Source organism: Paenibacillus sp. FSL E2-0178 (genome assembly GCF_038593005.1).
GTDB classification, from domain to species: domain Bacteria; phylum Bacillota; class Bacilli; order Paenibacillales; family Paenibacillaceae; genus Paenibacillus_AQ; species Paenibacillus_AQ phytohabitans.
This window is the reverse complement of sequence record NZ_CP151953.1, coordinates 1,767,451-1,786,097: the sequence shown is the minus strand read 5'-3', so window position 1 is coordinate 1,786,097 and position 18,647 is coordinate 1,767,451. Positions and strand designations below refer to the sequence as shown.

The following is an 18,647-nucleotide window of genomic DNA, read 5'->3' as shown; positions in this document are numbered from 1 at the left end:
ATAGGGAGGCGGACCGAGTGGCTTCGATGGAGACAGCAGACTGGAACGAAGATGAAAGATACTTGTCCATCGTAACGGCCGGTTCGCCGCAGGAGCTTAAGGCCAGGCGTACCGCTTGTCAAAAAGTACTTCTGGAGCAATTAAACGTTATTCCGGTTGAGGAATGGATGTGCCGGGTGAATGCAATGCATGATCAGATTGCAAGAACAGCGGTACACATATGTGAGGCGCAGATGAAGGAGGCGGGCTATGGCCTGCCTCCCTGCGCCTATTCCTTTATTGTATTCGGCAGTGCAGGCAGACAGGAAGCTACGCTGTGGAGTGATCAGGATAATGGTTTGATTGTAGAAGGAGAGCTGGATGGGCTCAAGAAAAGCTATTTCGAAGCCTTTGGAGCCATGTTGTCCGATGTGCTTGAAACTACAGGATACGAGAAATGCGACGGCAAGGTGATGTGCTCCGAACCTTTGTGGCGTAAAACACTGCCTGAATGGGAGCATCAGCTGGCGGGATGGATGGAGCAGCTGGAATGGGAGCCTGTCCGTTACCTGATCATAGCTTCTGATATGCGCCATGTGGCCGGCAGCGTAGAGTTGTCCGCGAAGTGGAAGGAAGCCTTTCATGCCGGGTTTGCAGACAATCACAAACTGACAATGGCTGTGCTGCGCAATACCGTGCGTCATAAAGCAACGCTTAATCTGCTTGGACAGGTGCTCACGGAGCGGTTTGGCGATTATGCAGGCGGTTTTGATGTCAAATACGGGCTTTATATCCCGCTTGTCAATATTGTCAGGCATTTGTCGCTGCTGCACAGGATAGAGGATTCTTCGACGCTGAAGAGGCTTGAGCATTTGGCTGAACTGGACAACTACCAGCATCTTGAAGAGATCCGGCGGGCATTTCTGACGGCCTTGAAGATGCGTGTGAATACGCCTTATACGGTAGAGGACGGCTTGCTTGCAAGCAGTGATTACTATGCCGAGAATGATCTGAAGAATAAGCAGCTTAGAAGTGAGCTGCGGGAAAGTCTGCTGCTGGTCAGGCGCCTGCACAAGGCCCTGCAGCGTCAGCTCCGGTCCGCGGAAAGGAGACAGCCATGAAGGAGCCGAACAAAGGCGGAGGGTTCTGGAACAACCTGAGACAAGGTGGAATGCCATCCGCCATCGCTTCCATGAGAGGCGGAGAATCGGCGCAGCAAACCGCACAGCAGATGGCTTTTATCCGTTCTCTTATGCGCGAAAAACGGCGTCCGGAAGTGCTGCACACGCCGCTCTCTGAGCTGGAGACCGTTATATTTGATCTTGAGACTACCGGCTTCTCCCATCAGGGCGGGGATGAAATTATGTCCTTCGGGGCGATCCGTGTGGTAGGGGAAGAGATTAAGGAAGACGAATGTTTCTACACGCTCGTGAATTGCGGGACGGCTATTCCTGATAATATTACCAGGCTGACCGGGATCTCAGAGGAAATGACATCCAGTGCCCCGTCTTTGATGGACGGACTGCACAATTTCATGTCCTTTGTCGGACAGAGAGTACTGGTAGCGCATGGAAGTGCACATGATAAATCTTTTCTGAATGCCGCCTTATGGAAAACCTCCAAGGTCCAGCTGACCCACCGGGTACTGGATACGATGATGCTGGCCCGCTGGCTGGAGCCGCACCGCAGTAATTACACGCTGGATGAGCTGCTGGCCATCCACGAGATCCCGATTGAAGGCCGTCATCATGCGCTGGAGGATGCCAAAATGACGGCGAAATTATGGGTAGCTTATCTCCGGCAGATTTCCCAGAAGAACCAGGTGGAGACACTGGGCGATCTGTACGCTTATCTAAGCAGGACTTAAGGGCACATGCTGTAAGGCAGGTGTCTGTACAGAGCCATTGCTGTCCGTACGCTGTATTAGGAAGCCGTTCAACAGCGGAGTATCGGTATGACCGGTTCCCGGAGAGCCGATCAGGTATACCTTGAACTCAGGCCCCAGCGAAGACAGGCCGTTCAGATCGGCAAGAGAAGGCCAGGGCGCAGCATGCGGATGGGAGTGGAAGAATCCGACAGGTGCGGGTTCACGGTATACGGCTCTGATCCATTCTCCGGGATCAGGTACGAAAGAATGCAGCGGGTCAGGCGCTACGTTGCGTACCGGCACATAGTTGTCGATACACATGCCGCCCGCTGCGGCAGCTCCCAGCAGGATTCCGCAGGCTTCCTGCGGATAACAGGACAGCAGATGCTTCCCCAGCATATGCTGTACGGAAGAGCTCAGTCTGATGGACTGGGGGATTCCCTGGCTCGCTGTCATATCTTCACCCCTCTCTCTTCATGGGATTTCGTCTTTGACGGAATCCTCTTTTTTTATTGCAAATAACGTTTGAAACTGCAGCAGGTGGGGGTACAATAGAGGAAAATCCTCTAAGCAAAGGAACTGACTCCTATGAAAGCAGTCCATAAACGGAATTTGACTGTTCTGGCCCTGATTGTTTTTCTGGCCGTTCTTGCCATAGAGCATAGAAGCAAGGCTGAACCGAAAGCGGTCGCGGTCCTTCAACAGCAGGCGGAGCCGGAGACTGGTGCTTACGCAGGCTTGAGAGCCCCTTCATTCATCCTGCAGGAAGGCGACAAACAGTATGAAGTCGGGGGAGCAAGGGAGAAAGCGGTAATGCTGAATTTCTGGGCCTCCTGGTGTGATCCCTGCCAGCAGGAAGCTCCGGAGCTGAACAAGCTGGCAATGAAATACAGCGATGTGCTGGATATTTACGGCATCAATGTTACCAGCCAGGATTATAAACCCAACGCAGAACGGTTCGTCAAAAAGTACATGCTGGCTTTTCCGGTGATGTATGATCTGAAAGGCCAGATCTTCGATAAATATAATGGAGCTGTATTCCCGACCAATGTACTAATTGACAAGAAGGGTGTAATTAGCGAGATCATTCTGGGTGTCCTGACCGCTGAGGAACTGGAGCAGAAGATTATCTCCTTAACCGGCTCCTGACGAGGCCGGCAGCAAGGTGCTGCAAAGCCCCCCGGTGCGGATGTACTTCCGCACCGGAGGGCTTTTGCTTTTGAACAACCTATGGATAAAGGCAGTTAGTGATTGACTAAGCCTCTCGGCTCACTGCTGGCCTGGGTGCCCTGATCCAGTGAAATCTGTCCGAGCAGGGCATAGCGCATAGAATCGACCAGTGCCTCCCAGCTCGCTTCAATCACGTTGCTGGATACGCCTACAGTGCTCCAGGTGTCTCCGTAGTCTTTGGATTCAATGAGTACGCGAACCTTCGCTGCGGTCTGGTCCTGCTCGTCAAGCACCCGGACCTTATAGTCGGAGAGGTGCATATCCTTAAGCTGCGGGAAATACGTCTGCAGCGCCTTGCGCAGCGCGTTATCCAGTGCATTGACCGGACCATTGCCTTCTGCCGCAGTGTACAGGTTCTCGCCGCCGACCTTCAGTTTGACGAAGGCTTCAGAGACGACGGGCCGACCGGCAGTTTTCTCTACCAGCATCTTGAACGACTCGAAGGTGAACAGCTCGTTCATCTCCCCGGTAGCTTCCCGGAGCAGCAGTTCAAGCGAGGCATCCGCCCCTTCGAACTGATATCCCTGATGCTCCAGGTCCTTGATCTTATCAATAACCTTGCGGGCCTGTTCGCTGCTTGGGTCGAGACTGAGCCCCATCTCCTGGGCTTTGGACAGCACATTGCTCTGTCCAGCGAGTTCAGAGACAAGCACACGCTGTTTGTTGCCGACCAGCTCGGGAGCGATATGCTCATAGGTACGCGAATCGCGCAGAATGGCCGAGACATGGATGCCGCCCTTATGGGCAAAAGCCGCGGTTCCGACATAAGGCTGGTTTACCGGCATGTTCACGTTGGCGACTTCGCTGATGAACCGGGCGGTGTTGGTTAATTGGGGTAACGAATCTCCAGGTATACAGTAATACCCCATCTTCAACTGCAGGGTTGGAATGATGGAGCACAGATTGGCGTTGCCGCAGCGCTCGCCATAGCCGTTAATGGTTCCCTGAACCTGGCGTACACCCGCGCCGATTGCGCTTAAAGTGTTAGCTACCGCAAGCTCGCAATCGTTGTGTGTATGAATGCCCAGAGCAGCCCCCGGAAGCTGGATGCCCATGCCGGAGACAATCTCCTGAATTTCATGCGGCAGGGTGCCGCCGTTCGTATCGCACATTACAAGCCAGTCGGCTCCGGCTTCGCGGGCACGGGTGAGTACGGCAGAAGCATATTCGGGGTTGTTCTTATACCCGTCGAAGAAATGCTCCGCATCGAAAATGACCTCAAGTCCCTGACGTTTCAGGTAGGAGATGGAGTCGCCGATCATGGCCAGGTTCTCTTCCAGTGTAGTCTGCAGCGCAGTATGGACATGGAAGTCCCATGACTTCCCGACCAGGGTCGCTGCCGGAACACCGGCATCAATCATTCTTTGCAGCCCGTCGTCGTGCTCCGCTACTGAATTCTTGCGCCGGGTACTGCCGAATGCCGTGATTTTGGCATTCAGGTGGAGCTCCTGGACTCTTTTGAAAAATTCGATGTCTTTGCTGTTGCTTCCCGGATTGCCGCCTTCAATATAATGGACACCCAGATCGTCGAGTTTCCGGGCAATCTTCAGCTTGTCATCCGCCGACAGACTGATCCCTTCGCCTTGAGTGCCGTCGCGCAGGGTAGTATCGAAGATGGAGATAGACTTAGACATGAGTGTCCTCCTAAAAGTGTTGTTTGGCATAACTTCCTTGAAACCGCTTCGTGCAAAACTGGCCTCGGAAGCATTAGCATAAGTTGTAGTTGTAGTTAGCATACACATATATGAAATTAATTTTTATATTATAGCATTTTTACGCGGGAAAGTAACAAAGAACTTTTCACTTAAACGCCATAAGAGGCTCTTCTGCAAGTTGACCTCCCGCAAGGTGAAGAGGTATGCTGACAATAACAATGGAACCCTGAAGATAAGAAGGTAGATACCATGCAGAATGTGGATCAGTATTATCCGGCAAGCGGCAGGGTTATTCTACATGTGGATATGAATGCCTTTTACTGCTCGGTGCATGAGGCGGAGGATCCGGAGCAGTATAAAGGTAAAGCGACGGCCGTTGCCGGGAGCGTGGAGTCCAGACGTGGGATTATCGTCACTTGCTCCTACGCCGCACGCAGGCTGGGCATCTCAACCGGGATGCAGGTGCAGAAGGCGCTGCGAATCTGTCCATCCTTAATCCTTATTAAGCCGGACTTTCATTTATACCGCAAGTACTCGAATGCATTTATGCAGATTGCCTACAGCTATACTCCGCTGCTTGAAGCGGTATCGATAGACGAATGTTATCTGGATATTACCGGTTCGCGCCAATTCGGGACCCCTCCGCAGATTGCCGAGACGCTGCAGCGGCGTATTATGGAAGAGCTGGGTCTGCCCTGCTCCATCGGGATTGCCCCCAATAAACTGCTGGCGAAGATTGCCTCTGATCTCAAAAAGCCGAATGGCATATCCGTGCTGCGGCTGCGCGATGTGCCGTCCATTCTATGGAACAAACCCTGCAACGAGATGTTCGGAATCGGCAGCAAGACGGCCGAGAAGCTGAAGAAGCTGGGTATTTACAGCATTGGACAGCTGGCGGCAGCGGATGAGGCGATGCTGGTCGGACATTTTGGCGTGATGGGCTCGTGGCTGAAGCGGGCCGGCAACGGGATCGATCACGGGGTAGTGAACCCTGAGCGGGAACAGAGCAAGTCCATCGGCCACACGACTACGCTGCCGCGGGATGTGGTGGGGCTGGCGGAGGCGCGTCCGATCCTGCTGAATCTCAGTGATCAGGTGGCGCGGCGGCTGCGGAAGCAGGGTCTGGTCGCTGCAGGGGTGCAGCTAACGATCCGTACACCGGATATGAAGACGATTACCCGTTCGCGCCAGCTGGAGGCACCTACAGAGAGCGCTGAAGACATCTATAAGGCTGCCCTGGACCAGTTCGCGCGCCACTGGAAGGGCGACAAGCCGGTGAGGCTGCTGGGGGTGACCCTTCAGGGCCTGACACTCAAGGAGGATTCCGCCATTCAGCTGGACTTGTTCGATTACGAACGGCAGCCGAAGAAGGAATCACTGAATAAGGCGATGGATATGCTGCGCAACAAGTTCGGCGAGAATGCGGTGCTGACAGCAGGGATGCTCACCGACAGCCACTCGGCGCGGCTGCGCAATCACAAGGAGCGGGGAACCTCGCTGCAGAAGGACAATCTCAGTGGTGCGGACCGGGATACCGACTGAGATATCGGCCCGGAATTGCAGCCTGGATGCGGCCGTTTAATAGGGCAATACTGTAAACACATTGAAAATTCATTGAAATTGTATCCTATTTATATTAATATGAGAAAAATAACAGGCTGCTACTGCAGGCTGTATTGTTTAACGGGAGGCAGAGATAAAATGGCTAAGTACACTTGGGTCGAAAAAGATACATGCATCGCTTGTGGTGCTTGTGGCGCGACGGCCCCTGATATTTTTGATTACGATGACGAAGGTTTGGCAGAAGTGATCTACGAGAATGACGGTAACCACGGGAATGTAGTGATTCCGGACGACTTGTTCGATGACCTGCAGGATTCCGCTGACGGATGTCCAACAGACTCCATTAAGATTGCGGATGCGCCGTTCAACAAAGAAGGCTAAGTCCGGACTTCAATTCATCAGTACCTAATGTAAGGATCGGATATAGGGTGATACTTATATTTGATCCTTACATTAACATAAAGGCATCTCCTGACCGTGATAAATGCGGCTTGAGATGTCTTTTTTTAATGTCCTGACCGATATAAAATATAAAGAAACTAAGTTGAATCATAGATTCCCGGAGGCCAATGTGAAAAATTCGCAGCATCTTAAAGCATATGTGCAGATGCATCCTGATAACAAGATGGCATGGTACTTGCTCGGTAAGGAATACTATAAGAACGGTCAGCAGGGAAAAGCCAATTACTGCTTCAACCAGGCCGGCGAAGTGTATGAAGCTTTTGAGCACAGCAAGGTGCCGGCCGATATGCTGAAGCAATATGAGGATGGGCTGCTGCAATCCGCCCGGGAACGCCAGGCAGGCAGGCTGCGGAAACGCCGTGTGCTGCTGGCCTTGATGCTTCTGCTGCTGTTGCTGATCCCGGCTGCAGTGGCACCGGGGGTAAGTCAGGAAAGCTCTGAAGCACCGGACGGGGAGAATGCGGCTGTTGCCCTAACTGAGCTGCCGGCATCAGATGAAGAAGAGACTACGGCAGTTCAGCCAAGCCTGTCCTTCACCGCTGTAGGGGCAGATGCCGTTTCCGGCGGCCAGGGACTGGCGGGTATCCTGCAGAAGGCACAAACGCCTTCCGCCACGGCGATGCTGAGCATGGAGCGGGCGGGCAAGTGGCTGGTGTGGAAGAAGAAGCTTCCGCTGGCGGCTACGCTTGCCAAGAGCGGGGACGGACGCGTAGTGTACCAGTCCTATAATCCGGCTGTATGTGACTGCCAGCCGCCTGATCCGGCGGAAATCAAGAAGGAGGCGGAGCTGTGGCAGGAGAAGCAGGAGGAGCTTGCCGTGCTCTGGAGTGCCATGCGGGCCTATAAGACGGGCAAGGGGGCCCTTCCCGGTTCGCTACAGGAGCTGGCGAAGCCTTTTCCGGCCAACTGGCTGGGCGGCACGACACCGCTGATGAAGGAGGAGTTCGGTCCGCTCCGCGGGGCAGCAGCGGGACTTGCTGCAGTGCCAAGCCCCTCTCCGCAGCCTGCCGTAACACCGGCCGCCGGTTTACCGGGGCAAGGTCAGACAAGCGGGGGCAGTCCTGAGGCGGGCAGCGGAGCCGGCGGGGCGGATATGCCCTTTTTTACAGCACCGCTCACGATTATTGTAGATAAACAAAAACACCGTCTGGCAGTAACCAGCGGCAATATTATTCTGCGGAACTATGCAGTTGGACTTGGCGGTGACAACACACCTGAGGGGAATTTCGTCATTCGGGATAAAGTGGTCAATCCGAATGGACGTGATAACGGAGAATTCGGCAGCCGGGGCATGCAGCTCTCGGACAGTAATTATGCGATACACGGTACGAATGAACCGGAAAGCATCGGGAAGGATGAATCACTGGGCTGTATCCGGATGAGCCGGAAGGATGTGGAGGAGCTGTTCGCGATGGTGCCGATGGGCACGAAAGTACAGATTAGTAAAGGGGTTCTGCCTGAGGAGCTAGCCGTGCCGGAGGACCGGTTCCCTTCGGATGCGCCCCCAAATCAGACCAACCCCCATAAGGTCTACCATTGGTTGAATTAGTTCCCTGCTACGAGAAACAAAACGACAATGAGAAGAACCAGCAGTACCAGACTTGCACTGATCCATAGGATTGCCTTGCGGTTAACCTCTTCTTTTTTCTGCTGCAGGGTAGGAGGTTTGCGTTTAGTTGACATATTGTCATCCTTCTTTCTCTCTTTATCTGTGATTACCCTTACATTGTAATGCGTTTACAAGAAAATTACTATACTCTGAGGGACAGGCTGGAACAATCGCTGCGGCAAAAAACTTTTCTTTTCACCCGGAAACGGATAAAATTAAGAAGAAACCTATAGATACGGGAGTCGCCCTGCGATTTGTGGTTCCCTTGAAGGAGCGAGAACGGTGCTGTATCGACATTTTGGTAAACCAATTTTCTTTAAAATGGACCCGGAGAAGGCGCACCATCTCGTCATAGGCGGACTAAATAAAGCGAATTTAGTTCCCGGCGGAAGTGCGGCGATGCGCCTCATGTACGGTGTTCCTGAGACTGCTGATCTGGCAGTGGATCTGTTTGGCGTGCATTTCCCCACACCGGTAGGCTTAGCTGCAGGACTGGATAAGAATGCTGAAGCGGTAGGAGGCTTCTCTTCAATCGGCTTCGGATTTATGGAAGTGGGCACAGTGACGCCGCTGGGCCAGCCGGGCAATGACAGCCCCCGGTTATTCCGCTTATTGCCCGACAAGGCGCTGATTAACCGGATGGGCTTCAACAATGAAGGCGCAGCGGCAATGGCTGAACGTCTGAAGGGGATGAAGAAGCGCAGGATTCCGGTTGCGGTCAATATCGGGCGCAACAAGGCCACCCCGAATGAATTGGCGCATGAGGATTACCGCCAGTGTATCCGTACGCTATATCCGTACGGTGATTTTTTTGTGGTCAATATCAGCTCGCCGAATACGCCGGATCTGCGGAGTCTCCAGCATGGCAGCGAGCTCTCGAACCTGCTTAGCCAGGTGAAGGAAGAGATGGAGCTGCAGCGGGAGAAGACCGGAGAAGCCAAAGGGCTGCTGGTGAAGATTGCTCCTGATGTCAGCGACGCCGAGCTGGAATATATGGTACATACAATCACAGAGGCTGGGATGGACGGTGTGATTGCCACCAATACGACACTCGTCCGTGAAGGGCTGAAGAGTGACAAAGCCGGTGAAACGGGAGGACTCAGCGGCCAGCCGCTGCGTGACCGTTCCACAGAGATTATCCGCAGAATCTACAGCCAGACCGGCGGCAAGCTGCCGATTATCGGCTCGGGCGGGATTTTTACAGCCCAGGATGCTTATGACAAAATCCGGGCAGGCGCAAGCCTGGTCGAAATTTATACAGCACTCATCTATGAAGGACCGGAGGTTAACCGCAAAGTGCATGCCGGATTACGGCAGCTGCTGCGGCGGGACGGTTTCCGGGGGCTCCTAGAAGCGGTGGGCGCTGATCATCACTGAAGGATGAATGGACAGGAGGACAAGGCGATGGACGTCAGGGACTGGGGAACTTTTCTACTTCCATATGAACAGACTGTGGAGGAATTGAAGGTTAAATTTAAAACAATGCGCTCGGAACTCAAGAAAAGAGAAGAATATACACCGATTGAGTTCGTAACCGGACGTGTCAAACGGCTGTCGAGCATACTCGAAAAGGCTAAGCGGTTAAACGTGAAGATGGAGGATCTGGAAACGGGCATTGAGGATATCGCCGGCATTCGCATTATGTGCCAATTCGTCGAGGATATCCGCAGAGTGGCGGAGTACATCCGCGCCCGCAAGGACCTTGAAGTGTTATATGAGAAGGATTACATCACCAACTACAAGGAAAGCGGATACCGCAGCTTCCATATGATTATCAGATACCCGGTACAGACTGCACTTGGACAAAAGATTGTACTGGCCGAAATCCAGATCCGCACGTTGGCGATGAACTTCTGGGCGACCATTGAGCATTCGCTGAATTATAAATACCGCGAGAGCCTGCCGGATGAAATGCGGGTCCGCCTGAAGACGGCAGCGGAAGCGGCATCGATACTGGACAGCGAGATGTCCAGTATCCGTGAAGAGATTCTGGAAGCCCAGAAGACCTTCGAAGAGAACTCGAATACGACGACCCAGCTGCTCAAAGCCATCCATCAGCTGTATTTCTATCACCTCGTGAATGAAGCGATTGAGTGCCAGGAGCGGTTCAATGCCATCTGGCAGGTTCAGGATATGGATGCTATGCGGGAGCTGCTGGATCATGTGCGGGAGCTGCTCTCGAATGCCAAGAAGGGCAGCCAGCCGGATGGCCTATGAGCCGCTGTACCTGGAGTATCTGATCTATTTCAACCGGGACAGGGATTACTTCGAATGTCATGAGGTGCTTGAGGAGCTATGGCTGGAACAGCAGCGCGACCCGCTCTACAAAGCATTGCTGCAGGTAGCGGTCGGACTGTATCATTTCCGTAACGCCAATGTGCGCGGCGGACGGATCATGCTGAGGCAGTCCTATGAAGTACTGCGTCGATATCCGGCGGTTACCTTGGGGATTGATCTGGCGAAGCTCGTGCAGGAGGTGGGAGAGTATGCCGCCCGGCTTGAAGCTTATGAAGATCAGCCGTTTCCCTATTATGATCTGACGATCCGTATTGTTGACCCTGTGCTGGAAGAAGCGGCGGGAATGACTGCTCAGTCTCTTAAGCCGCAGCTTCCCCAGCGCCGGGGGCCGCAGCGGCCGGATAGACCCAGGCATAGAGCAGAATGAATATAGCAAGGCATAGAGCGGATTGAATATAGGAAGGCAACATTAGGAGCACCCGCAGGGGTGTTCCTTGATTATTTGAGCAGGAGGACGGCATCATGGCGGTACAACTGCCCGGGCTTTTCATGGAGCGCATGAAAGAATTGCTGGGAACTGAGTACGATCAATTTGTGGATACATATAAGCAGTCCCCCTACGGAGGAATCCGCGTAAATACGCTGAAAATTACTGTGGACGAGCTGCGCGGACGATCCCCTTTCGGGCTGGAGCCTATTCCCTGGTGCCCTACCGGTTTCTATACCGGAGAGGGAGCCAGACCCGGCAAACACCCGTATTATCATGCCGGGTTATACTATATCCAGGAGCCCAGTGCCATGGCACCGGTCGAATTGCTTGGCGTTCAGCCGGGTGACCGGGTACTGGATCTGTGTGCCGCGCCCGGCGGCAAATCCACGCAGATTGCCGCCAAGCTGCAAGGCGAAGGTATGCTGGTTACCAACGACCTGCATCCGGAACGGACGAAGGCACTTGCCAAGAATCTGGAGCTGTACGGGGTGCGTAACGGAATTGTACTGAATGAGAGCCCGGAGCGGATTGCCGCCGCATTTCCCGGGTTCTTCGACCGGATACTGATTGATGCGCCTTGCTCCGGTGAAGGCATGTTCCGCAAGGACGAGGATATGGTCAAGCAGTGGGAACCGGAAACTCCGGCCAAATATGCCGGTATGCAGCGGGAGATCCTTGCGGCGGCAGCGGCAGCGCTGAAGCCGGGCGGAACGGTCGTATACTCGACATGTACGTTCGCCTTGGAAGAGAACGAAGAGATGATTGACGGCTTCTTATCCGGTCATCCGCAGTTCTCGCTGGTACCGGTGGGCGGCAGCGGCTCTTTTGCTGCCGGATTAGGTCCATTGCCGGGTGCTGCACGGCTGTGGCCGCACAAGGTCAAGGGCGAAGGACACTTCATGGCCGTGCTGCGGCATGACGGAAGTCCTGATATAGCTGGAGAGGCAGATATAGAGGCGAGAGCAGACCTCATAGAAGCAAAGGCAGACCTCATAGAAGCAAGGGCAGACTTCAAAGAAGCAAAGACAGACTTCAAAGAGGCGCCCGTATCCGTATCTCCGCGTAACTGGGATACCAGGTCCGCTTCCCCTGCCAAAGCGTCAGCCGGCAGAGCAGATAGCGGGCGCGCAGGCAAGGGCGGACGGGGGCTTGGCAAAACTGGAGCTGCTGCCGGACGGCAGGTCCAGGGAACCGGAGAAGAAGCATCACTTGCGGTGTATGCTGGTTTTATTCAGGAGCTGCTTGGGAAGCTGCCCGCCGGATATCCGATATGGTTCGGAGATCACTTGTATATCTCGCCGCTGCCGCGTGAAGCGCTGGACGGACTGAAGACGATCCGTCCGGGCTGGTATGTCGGACATATGAAGAGCGGCCGATTCATTCCCGGCCATCCGCTGGCAACAGCCTTGCATCCTGCGGAGAGCAGCCGAAGTGTGTCGCTGTCCAGTGCAAGCGGTGAAGCTGTCTCCTACCTGAAGGGAGAGACCTTGTCGATTCCGGAAGAGCGCCTGTCCATTAAGGCCGGACATGCCTCCAAGGGTTACATGCTCGTCTGCATTGACGGCTTCAGCGCAGGCTGGGGCAAATGGCAGGACGGTATGCTGAAGAACGAATATCCCGCAGGCTGGAGGTGGACATAGGTTATGAGTGGAGCAGGAAATACGAATAAGAAGCAGCGGATCGATAAAGTATTGTCCCATATGGGCATTGGCTCACGCAGCGATATCCGCAAGCAGGCGAAGCAGGGGCTGATTACGGTGAATGGCGCTGTTGTCAAAGACAGCGGCTTTCATGTAGACCCCGGGCAGGACGTGATCGAGGTTGGCGGTGAGCCGGTTCTCTACCGGGAATACATCTATCTGATGATGAATAAACCGCCGGGCGTCCTGTCCGCGACTGAGGACAAACGCGACCGGACGGTTCTGGATCTGCTTAAAGCTGAGCATGCGCTGTTCGAGCCGTTCCCGGTGGGACGGCTGGATAAGGATACTGTGGGCCTCTTGCTGCTGACGAACGACGGCAAGCTGGCTCATGAGTTGCTGTCCCCGCGCAAGCATGTACCCAAAACCTATGAAGCTACGGTCGAAGGTGAGGTCGATGCGGCGGATGTGGCCGCTTTTGCAGCCGGAGTGGAGCTGGAGGATGGGTATGTGACACTTCCGGCAAGCCTGAGGATTCTGAGCAGAGAAAGAGGCAGCAGGGTGCTGTCGTATATCTCGCTCACGATCACGGAAGGCAAATTCCATCAGGTGAAGCGGATGTTCGTGGCGGTCGGGAAGAAGGTTGTCTTCCTGAAGCGCGTATCGATGGGTGAGCTGAAGCTGGATGAGAGCCTGCCGCTTGGCGCCTGCCGGGAGCTGACTGCTGAAGAGCTGGAGCTGCTGCGCCGGGGCGGGGCGGAGGAATAAGCTGGCGGGTATAAGTGATGCAGCGGCATATCCAGCAAATGAAGAGCGGACCTGGCAGATTGCCAGATCCTAAAGAGTGGAAGGCTAATACAACTTCGGCGGACCGCCGGGGCTTGGGCTTGCATGCAGTATAGCTGAAATGACTGTACGCCGGACCGTAGCGGATACTAGCTAGTGCAACTTCAGAACTGAAAAAGTGAGTGTATTCAACAACGCTGCTTTTGATGTGCTCAATCCAAATGAAAATTCAGAGATAGTTGTATAATGTACAATTAAAAACAGCGAAAAGAGATGCTTACGTCTTATAACTGTATTCTGTACAACTAAATCTGCCCGAATGGGTGAAAACCAAGGCGCAATGGCAGTTTAATTGTACGAAATACAACTAAACGGAGAATCGGTTGTAAATCAGACGTTTTAGTTGTACAAAGTACAATTAAGCATATTGCATACCGTAATCGGGTTACTGCAAACCCTCAGCAAGCGATGGGCCAACGTAGTTTTCACTGGTTTATATCTGACGTTAGACTATTGTGGAGATCTGGATGGCGGTGTATCAAGTCGGGTGCCTTTATATGCGGGCATTCACGCCGATTCCAGCTGCTGTGGAGGTGCGTGTTAGCGTTAAGGTCCTTTAGAACGAAAATACATTCTTGTTGGCGTAAATGCAGGTGTTGCAGTGTAGGATAGGAACAATTACGTGGATTGAGTTCAGGAGTTTTGAACTGACGGATGGCTCGCTTACGATACCTCCGAGACTCACGCACTATTCAGCCGATTTTGGGCAGCTGCGCGGGTGAAGGATTTACACAACCTTTGATATAAACGGAATCGTAGCTGATGGGGTACAGGTAAGCTTTTGATATAGAGTGTGTTGTAGATTATACAGAGAAATAAGGATGGTGGAGTATGAAATACAAGCTGATAGCACTTGATGTGGATGGAACGCTGCTGAACGATGATCATCACTTAAGTGACGAGAATAAAGCGGCCATTGCCGAGGTTACCCGCCAGGGCGGCCAGATCGTATTGTGTACAGGACGCAGCCCGCAGAATTCGATTCCGTTCATGGAAGAGATGGGCTTGTCGGGATATGTGCTGGGGCATAACGGAGCGGTGACCGTGAGTGTGAAGGACCGAAAAGTACTGCACCAATATGGAATGGACGCCAGGGGGCTCGATCCGTATATTGCGTATTGCCGCGAACATGATATTCATTTCGACGTTAACACTGCATTCGATATGTATGTCGATAATGTCGAGAACTTGACCAAGGAAGCCAACTTCATGTATGAGCATTTCCGGATTATGCCTGCATCTCTGCCGGCCTGGGAGGATTTCCGCGAACCGATTGTGAAATTCACCGTGTTCACGCAGTCTGATATTCTGGATGAAGCGCAGCGGGAATGGTCTACCTGGGGAGAGCAGTATAACATTCTGCGCAGCGGAGAGTTCTTCGTGGACTTCATGCACCCGGAAGCCTCCAAAGGCAATGCCCTGAAGAACCTGGCCGCAGAGCTGGGCATTCCCCAGGAGCAGGTCCTGTCGATCGGCAATTATTATAATGATATTTCTATGCTGACGTATGCCGGCCTGGGTGTTGCTATGGACAACTCACCGCTTGAGGTCAAGGCAGCAGCAGATGCGCTTACCGGAACGAATAATGACAATGGCGTGCGCGATGCGCTGGTGAAATACTGCCTGTCTTCCTGACTTCTGTCTTGATTGGCCCCGGCGGTGTGATAAGTGGAAAAACGTCATCTAATTATGCAGAAATCTCCGGACACAGGGCAGCAGTTGGAAAAAAGACACTTAATTCCACTCCCTCTGGAGAATATCGGGAATATGGGCGGATTTAGTGACGATTATCCACTTATTATTGGCAAAGCAGCAGAGACGGAATGATTAAGTGTTGAAAATCCAACTATTCCCACAGCCCGGGCTGCTTCGTCGCATTCAGGATCAGTGAAGCTTGCAGAAGACGAAGAACACATAAAGCATGGTTCAGTGCCTTGGCGGCTCTGTGCTGTGCTTTTTTTGTGGAGTTCCGTTCAGATAAAGACGCAAATAAAAAGTGAAAATGTAAAGTGGAAATGTAAAGTGCAAATGAAAATTGCAAATAAAAAACGCAAAAAAGCAGCCTTGCCGCTCCTGAAAGGAACGGCCGGGCCGCTTGTGTCTATACGCTATGCTGCTTAAGCGGAATTAGACAAACAACGAACGGGAAATGATAACGAGCAATATGAAGAGCACCAAAATCGCACCGGTCGATGTGAAGCCTGGAACTGCACCCATGTCTGATTCCTCCCTTGACTCATGTCTGTTCCCATTGCCGCGTTAGTAGTTCAGCGGAGCTCCATGGGATAATGACATCATATGCGTAAGGAGGCTCCCTGAACTGGTCAGCAGCCTAAACCTCATCAATATGGGCTTTCAGAATCCGCAGGCCCTTGGGCAGATGATTCTTCAGCTGGCCGGAGCTGGCTTTGCCCCAGCCTACGGGCAAGCCATCCACACTGACCAGTGTCCAGCCATGCAGGCTGGCCGGAACGGGCAGACTCTCTCCGCGCAGCCAGGCCTGGATTTCCGGACCCCCGGCAGGCATATCATAGCTCCGCGCCGCCTGATCCGGTCTCAGCGCCATAGCCAGAGCGTGGGCGGGTTCAATCCGGTTTTTCTTCAAGTGGGCAATATGCAGTCCGGCACGCGGAACCTTAAGGCCGTCCAGCAGGCCGGTGTGCAGCCGGTCATTGAATGCTTCAGGCAGCAGATACAGGGATTCACCGAAGAGAAGCGGTACGCCGCTTCCGGCAAACCCGGGCAGTTCTACCGACGACCAGCTCATAAACTGCTGATAGGCATCCCGGAGCGAGGAGCTTACTTTCGGACTGTTCTTGCCGCGGTCTCCGCGTTTGCTGCGGCCCTGACGCTGTGCAGGTTCGGCATCTTCCTCTACAACTGCCTTGCGCAGCAGGGCTACGAAATGCCCTTCGCCTTTTTCCAAATGAGGCCACAGCCGTTTCGTAACGATCAGCTCCATATCGGGATAGCTCTGTATGAAGTGTTCGATCGTCTCTTCGTTTTCTTTGCGGTTAAAGGTGCAGGTCGAGTAAGCCATACTGCCGCCCGGCTTCAGCATCAGGTAGGCATCCTGCAATATATCCCACTGTCTGGCCGCGCACATCTCCACATGCTTCGGTGACCATTCGCTTACGGCGGCAGGATCTTTGCGGAACATTCCTTCACCGGAGCAAGGCGCATCAAGCATAATCCGGTCAAAAACTTCAGGGAACCGCTTGGAGAGTTCCCCCGGGGTTGCCGAGGTGACAAGCGCGTTAGCTATCCCAAGCCGCTCTACGTTTTCTGCGAGTATTTTGGCCCGTTCCGGATGGATTTCATTGGATATCAGCAAGCCTTGTCCCTGCATCAGCGCGGCAATATGGGTGGTTTTGCCTCCCGGTGCGGCAGCCAGGTCGAGTACAGTCTCCCCGGGAAGCGGTCCAAGCAGCTCAGCTGCGGACATTGCCGAGGGCTCCTGAATATAATATAGTCCGGCGGTATGATAAGGATGTCTCCCCGGCCGTGCAGGCTCTTCATAATAAAATCCTGCAGGACACCAAGGGACCGGCGACAGGCTAAATTGGGATATTGCTTGTTCCGCAGCTGTGCGGCCCGGATCTGAAATGCTTTTTAAACCATTGAACCGCAGACCCTGGGTCCGCCGTGCATGATAGCTCTCCAGAAAAGCGTCTGCCGTATCCCCCAGCATCTCTCTAATGTCAGCGGTGTAAGCGGCAGGCAGCCGTTCTTCATTCATACGTCATTCTCCTCTAATCAAAATCCAAGATAAGTAAAGCTGTCATCTTAGTTGCTGTTTCAGGTAGATACCGATAAAATCAAAGTATGGACCTTAGCGTACCTGTAATTGTACTTCTACATATACACAACTATATCATAATTGCCGGGTCTCACCGTAATCAGGGCAATTGTAAAGGGAGATGTACCTTATGAACTTGCTGCAAGCGCTATTCTTCCCGCCGGAGCAGCCCGGTGGTGTATCTTCTATGATCCCTTATCTGCAGGAACGCTTCCGGTCCAGCCGCTGGGAGATGGATTTGTTCTGGCTGCCCAAACGGATCCGGGGTAAGGGACGCGAAGAGATTGTCTTTGAAACCTTTGACTGGACACAGTACGGCGAAAGTCCGGTTGTGCAAAAATATATCCAAACCTACCGTGATTATATTTGGTGGACGAAGCTGCGGATGAGCAAAAGCTATGATCTGATCCATGCCCATCACCCGATTGCCGGGCTGGCGATGAAGAGAATATATCCGGAAATTCCATTAATTCAAACGCTGCACTCCAGCTATGAACGCGAGCTGATTCTGAATGGAGCTATCCAGGAGGGCGGCCTGGAGCATCAGTTTCTGGTCTCGATTTACCGGGAGCTGGAGCATGTCAGCGACAGGCTGATGACGGTTTCGCGCGCTTTTGCCGAATATTTAACTCCATATATAGATCATCCTGCGAGCGTCGGTGTCATTCCCAACGGGTTCGACGAGAAGAGATTCAAGCCTGTGCCGCATGACAATGATATTCCGCAGCTGGTCACTGTTACCCGTCTGGTACCGGCCAAAGGGATAGATACACTGTTCAAGGCATGTGCCGAGCTCAAAAAGCGGGGTCATGAATATGTGCTGCATATTATCGGGGACGGACCGAGCCGGGCGGAGCTGGAGCAGCTGGCGCAGGACCTGGGGATTTATAATGAAACGATCTTTTACGGCTATACGCTGCATCCGGAGGAATTCATGCCGTTCTTTGATATTTTTGTCCTCCCTTCGCGGGCGGAAGCGTTCGGGTCAGTTTTTGCGGAAGCTGCACTCAGCTGCCTTGCACTTGTCGGGACGAATGTCGGCGGGATTCCCGAGCAGATTGAAGATGGCGTCAACGGGCTGCTGGTGAATCCGGATGATGAGCTTGGACTGGCAGATGCCCTTGAGAAAGTGATCAGTGATCCCGGCTACCGTTATGAGCTGTCCCGTTCGGCCTGGGATAAGGCCAAGAGCCTCTATTCCCTGACCCGGGTAGCCAATGAACTGAAGAAGACTTACCTGCAGTTTCAGCCGGGAATGAAGGGGTGAGG

20 protein-coding genes are annotated in these 18,647 nt (G+C 53.3%); 15 read left to right on the top strand and 5 right to left on the bottom strand.

Translation table 11 applies throughout. The annotated features are described in order from the left end of the window. The first annotated feature begins 26 nt into the window (after positions 1 to 26). Both MHI42_RS08195 and MHI42_RS08190 read left to right on the top strand, forming a co-directional pair. Positions 27 to 1,100 (top strand): DUF294 nucleotidyltransferase-like domain-containing protein, encoded by a 1,074-nt coding sequence (locus tag MHI42_RS08195; protein ID WP_342424700.1) that lies wholly within the window; start codon positions 27 to 29, stop codon positions 1,098 to 1,100. Beyond that, positions 1,097 to 1,846 carry an exonuclease domain-containing protein gene (locus MHI42_RS08190; protein WP_042135741.1) on the top strand — a complete coding sequence of 250 codons (750 nt, stop codon included), beginning with the start codon at positions 1,097 to 1,099 and terminating at the stop codon, positions 1,844 to 1,846. Before MHI42_RS08195 ends, MHI42_RS08190 begins: the two co-directional genes overlap by 4 nt. On the opposite strand, the gene MHI42_RS08185 is transcribed toward MHI42_RS08190, so the two are convergent. Further along, positions 1,832 to 2,302, bottom strand: coding sequence for a M67 family metallopeptidase (locus MHI42_RS08185; RefSeq protein ID WP_342423451.1), 471 nt, complete (start codon positions 2,300 to 2,302; stop codon positions 1,832 to 1,834). The genes MHI42_RS08190 and MHI42_RS08185 overlap by 15 nt on opposite strands. Before the next feature lie 132 nt (positions 2,303 to 2,434). Here MHI42_RS08185 and MHI42_RS08180 point away from each other — a divergent pair, with 132 nt between their 5' ends. Further along, positions 2,435 to 2,995: a TlpA disulfide reductase family protein gene (locus tag MHI42_RS08180; RefSeq protein WP_342423450.1), complete on the top strand. Its 561-nt coding sequence runs from the start codon at positions 2,435 to 2,437 to the stop codon at positions 2,993 to 2,995. A gap of 95 nt (positions 2,996 to 3,090) precedes the next feature. Here MHI42_RS08180 and cimA read toward each other — a convergent pair whose 3' ends face one another. Beyond that, positions 3,091 to 4,710: a citramalate synthase gene (gene cimA / locus MHI42_RS08175; RefSeq protein WP_342423449.1), complete on the bottom strand. Its 1,620-nt coding sequence runs from the start codon at positions 4,708 to 4,710 to the stop codon at positions 3,091 to 3,093. Between the two features lie 270 nt (positions 4,711 to 4,980). Between cimA and MHI42_RS08170 the strand changes: the two genes are divergently transcribed. From MHI42_RS08170 to MHI42_RS08160, 3 genes are all read left to right on the top strand, one after another. Beyond that, positions 4,981 to 6,273, top strand: a complete 1,293-nt coding sequence (locus MHI42_RS08170) for a DNA polymerase IV (RefSeq protein WP_042235047.1) — start codon at positions 4,981 to 4,983, stop codon at positions 6,271 to 6,273. A 159-nt stretch (positions 6,274 to 6,432) separates the two neighbouring features. Continuing rightward, complete coding sequence (locus MHI42_RS08165) at positions 6,433 to 6,675, top strand: ferredoxin (RefSeq protein WP_036702186.1); 243 nt, start codon at positions 6,433 to 6,435, stop codon at positions 6,673 to 6,675. A gap of 226 nt (positions 6,676 to 6,901) precedes the next feature. Continuing rightward, positions 6,902 to 8,305, top strand: a complete 1,404-nt coding sequence (locus MHI42_RS08160; protein ID WP_342424699.1) for a L,D-transpeptidase — start codon at positions 6,902 to 6,904, stop codon at positions 8,303 to 8,305. Here MHI42_RS08160 and MHI42_RS08155 read toward each other — a convergent pair. Next, positions 8,302 to 8,439, bottom strand: a complete 138-nt coding sequence (locus tag MHI42_RS08155) for a hypothetical protein (protein WP_171718430.1) — start codon at positions 8,437 to 8,439, stop codon at positions 8,302 to 8,304. The two genes, MHI42_RS08160 and MHI42_RS08155, sit on opposite strands and share 4 nt — an antisense overlap. Positions 8,440 to 8,647: 208 nt before the next feature. Here MHI42_RS08155 and MHI42_RS08150 point away from each other — a divergent pair, with 208 nt between their 5' ends. The 8 genes from MHI42_RS08150 to MHI42_RS08115 all read left to right on the top strand — a co-directional run bounded on the left by MHI42_RS08150 (position 8,648) and on the right by MHI42_RS08115 (position 15,700). After that, positions 8,648 to 9,742 (top strand): quinone-dependent dihydroorotate dehydrogenase, encoded by a 1,095-nt coding sequence (locus MHI42_RS08150; protein ID WP_342423448.1) that lies wholly within the window; start codon positions 8,648 to 8,650, stop codon positions 9,740 to 9,742. A gap of 27 nt (positions 9,743 to 9,769) precedes the next feature. Further along, positions 9,770 to 10,582, top strand: coding sequence for a GTP pyrophosphokinase family protein (locus MHI42_RS08145; protein WP_039299775.1), 813 nt, complete (start codon positions 9,770 to 9,772; stop codon positions 10,580 to 10,582). Continuing rightward, positions 10,548 to 11,030 (top strand): DUF309 domain-containing protein, encoded by a 483-nt coding sequence (locus MHI42_RS08140; RefSeq protein WP_342423447.1) that lies wholly within the window; start codon positions 10,548 to 10,550, stop codon positions 11,028 to 11,030. Before MHI42_RS08145 ends, MHI42_RS08140 begins: the two co-directional genes overlap by 35 nt. 95 nt (positions 11,031 to 11,125) lie before the next feature. Then, positions 11,126 to 12,733 (top strand): RsmB/NOP family class I SAM-dependent RNA methyltransferase, encoded by a 1,608-nt coding sequence (locus tag MHI42_RS08135; protein WP_342423446.1) that lies wholly within the window; start codon positions 11,126 to 11,128, stop codon positions 12,731 to 12,733. A 3-nt stretch (positions 12,734 to 12,736) separates the two neighbouring features. After that, the gene (locus tag MHI42_RS08130; protein ID WP_342423445.1) at positions 12,737 to 13,501 is read left to right on the top strand and encodes a pseudouridine synthase; all 765 of its coding nucleotides are present in this window, start codon (positions 12,737 to 12,739) and stop codon (positions 13,499 to 13,501) included. Positions 13,502 to 14,410: 909 nt separating this feature from the next. Beyond that, positions 14,411 to 15,214 (top strand): Cof-type HAD-IIB family hydrolase, encoded by an 804-nt coding sequence (locus MHI42_RS08125; protein ID WP_342423444.1) that lies wholly within the window; start codon positions 14,411 to 14,413, stop codon positions 15,212 to 15,214. Between the two features lie 33 nt (positions 15,215 to 15,247). Further along, a complete protein-coding gene (locus MHI42_RS08120) occupies positions 15,248 to 15,406 on the top strand; it encodes a hypothetical protein (protein WP_171718426.1) in 159 nt (52 codons plus the stop codon). 60 nt (positions 15,407 to 15,466) lie between these two features. Next, positions 15,467 to 15,700: a hypothetical protein gene (locus tag MHI42_RS08115; protein WP_342423443.1), complete on the top strand. Its 234-nt coding sequence runs from the start codon at positions 15,467 to 15,469 to the stop codon at positions 15,698 to 15,700. Positions 15,701 to 15,706: 6 nt separating this feature from the next. Here the strand turns inward: MHI42_RS08115 and MHI42_RS08110 are convergent, their stop codons facing one another. Both MHI42_RS08110 and MHI42_RS08105 read right to left on the bottom strand, forming a co-directional pair. Beyond that, positions 15,707 to 15,796, bottom strand: coding sequence for a sporulation protein YjcZ (locus tag MHI42_RS08110; RefSeq protein ID WP_197073075.1), 90 nt, complete (start codon positions 15,794 to 15,796; stop codon positions 15,707 to 15,709). Positions 15,797 to 15,911: 115 nt separating this feature from the next. Beyond that, a complete protein-coding gene (locus MHI42_RS08105) occupies positions 15,912 to 17,318 on the bottom strand; it encodes an RsmF rRNA methyltransferase first C-terminal domain-containing protein (RefSeq protein ID WP_342423442.1) in 1,407 nt (468 codons plus the stop codon). A 190-nt stretch (positions 17,319 to 17,508) separates the two neighbouring features. On the opposite strand from MHI42_RS08105, the gene MHI42_RS08100 reads away from it, so the two are divergent. Continuing rightward, entirely contained in the window at positions 17,509 to 18,645 is a 1,137-nt protein-coding gene (locus tag MHI42_RS08100; protein WP_171718424.1) for a glycosyltransferase family 4 protein, read from the top strand. Positions 18,646 to 18,647 lie beyond the last annotated feature (2 nt).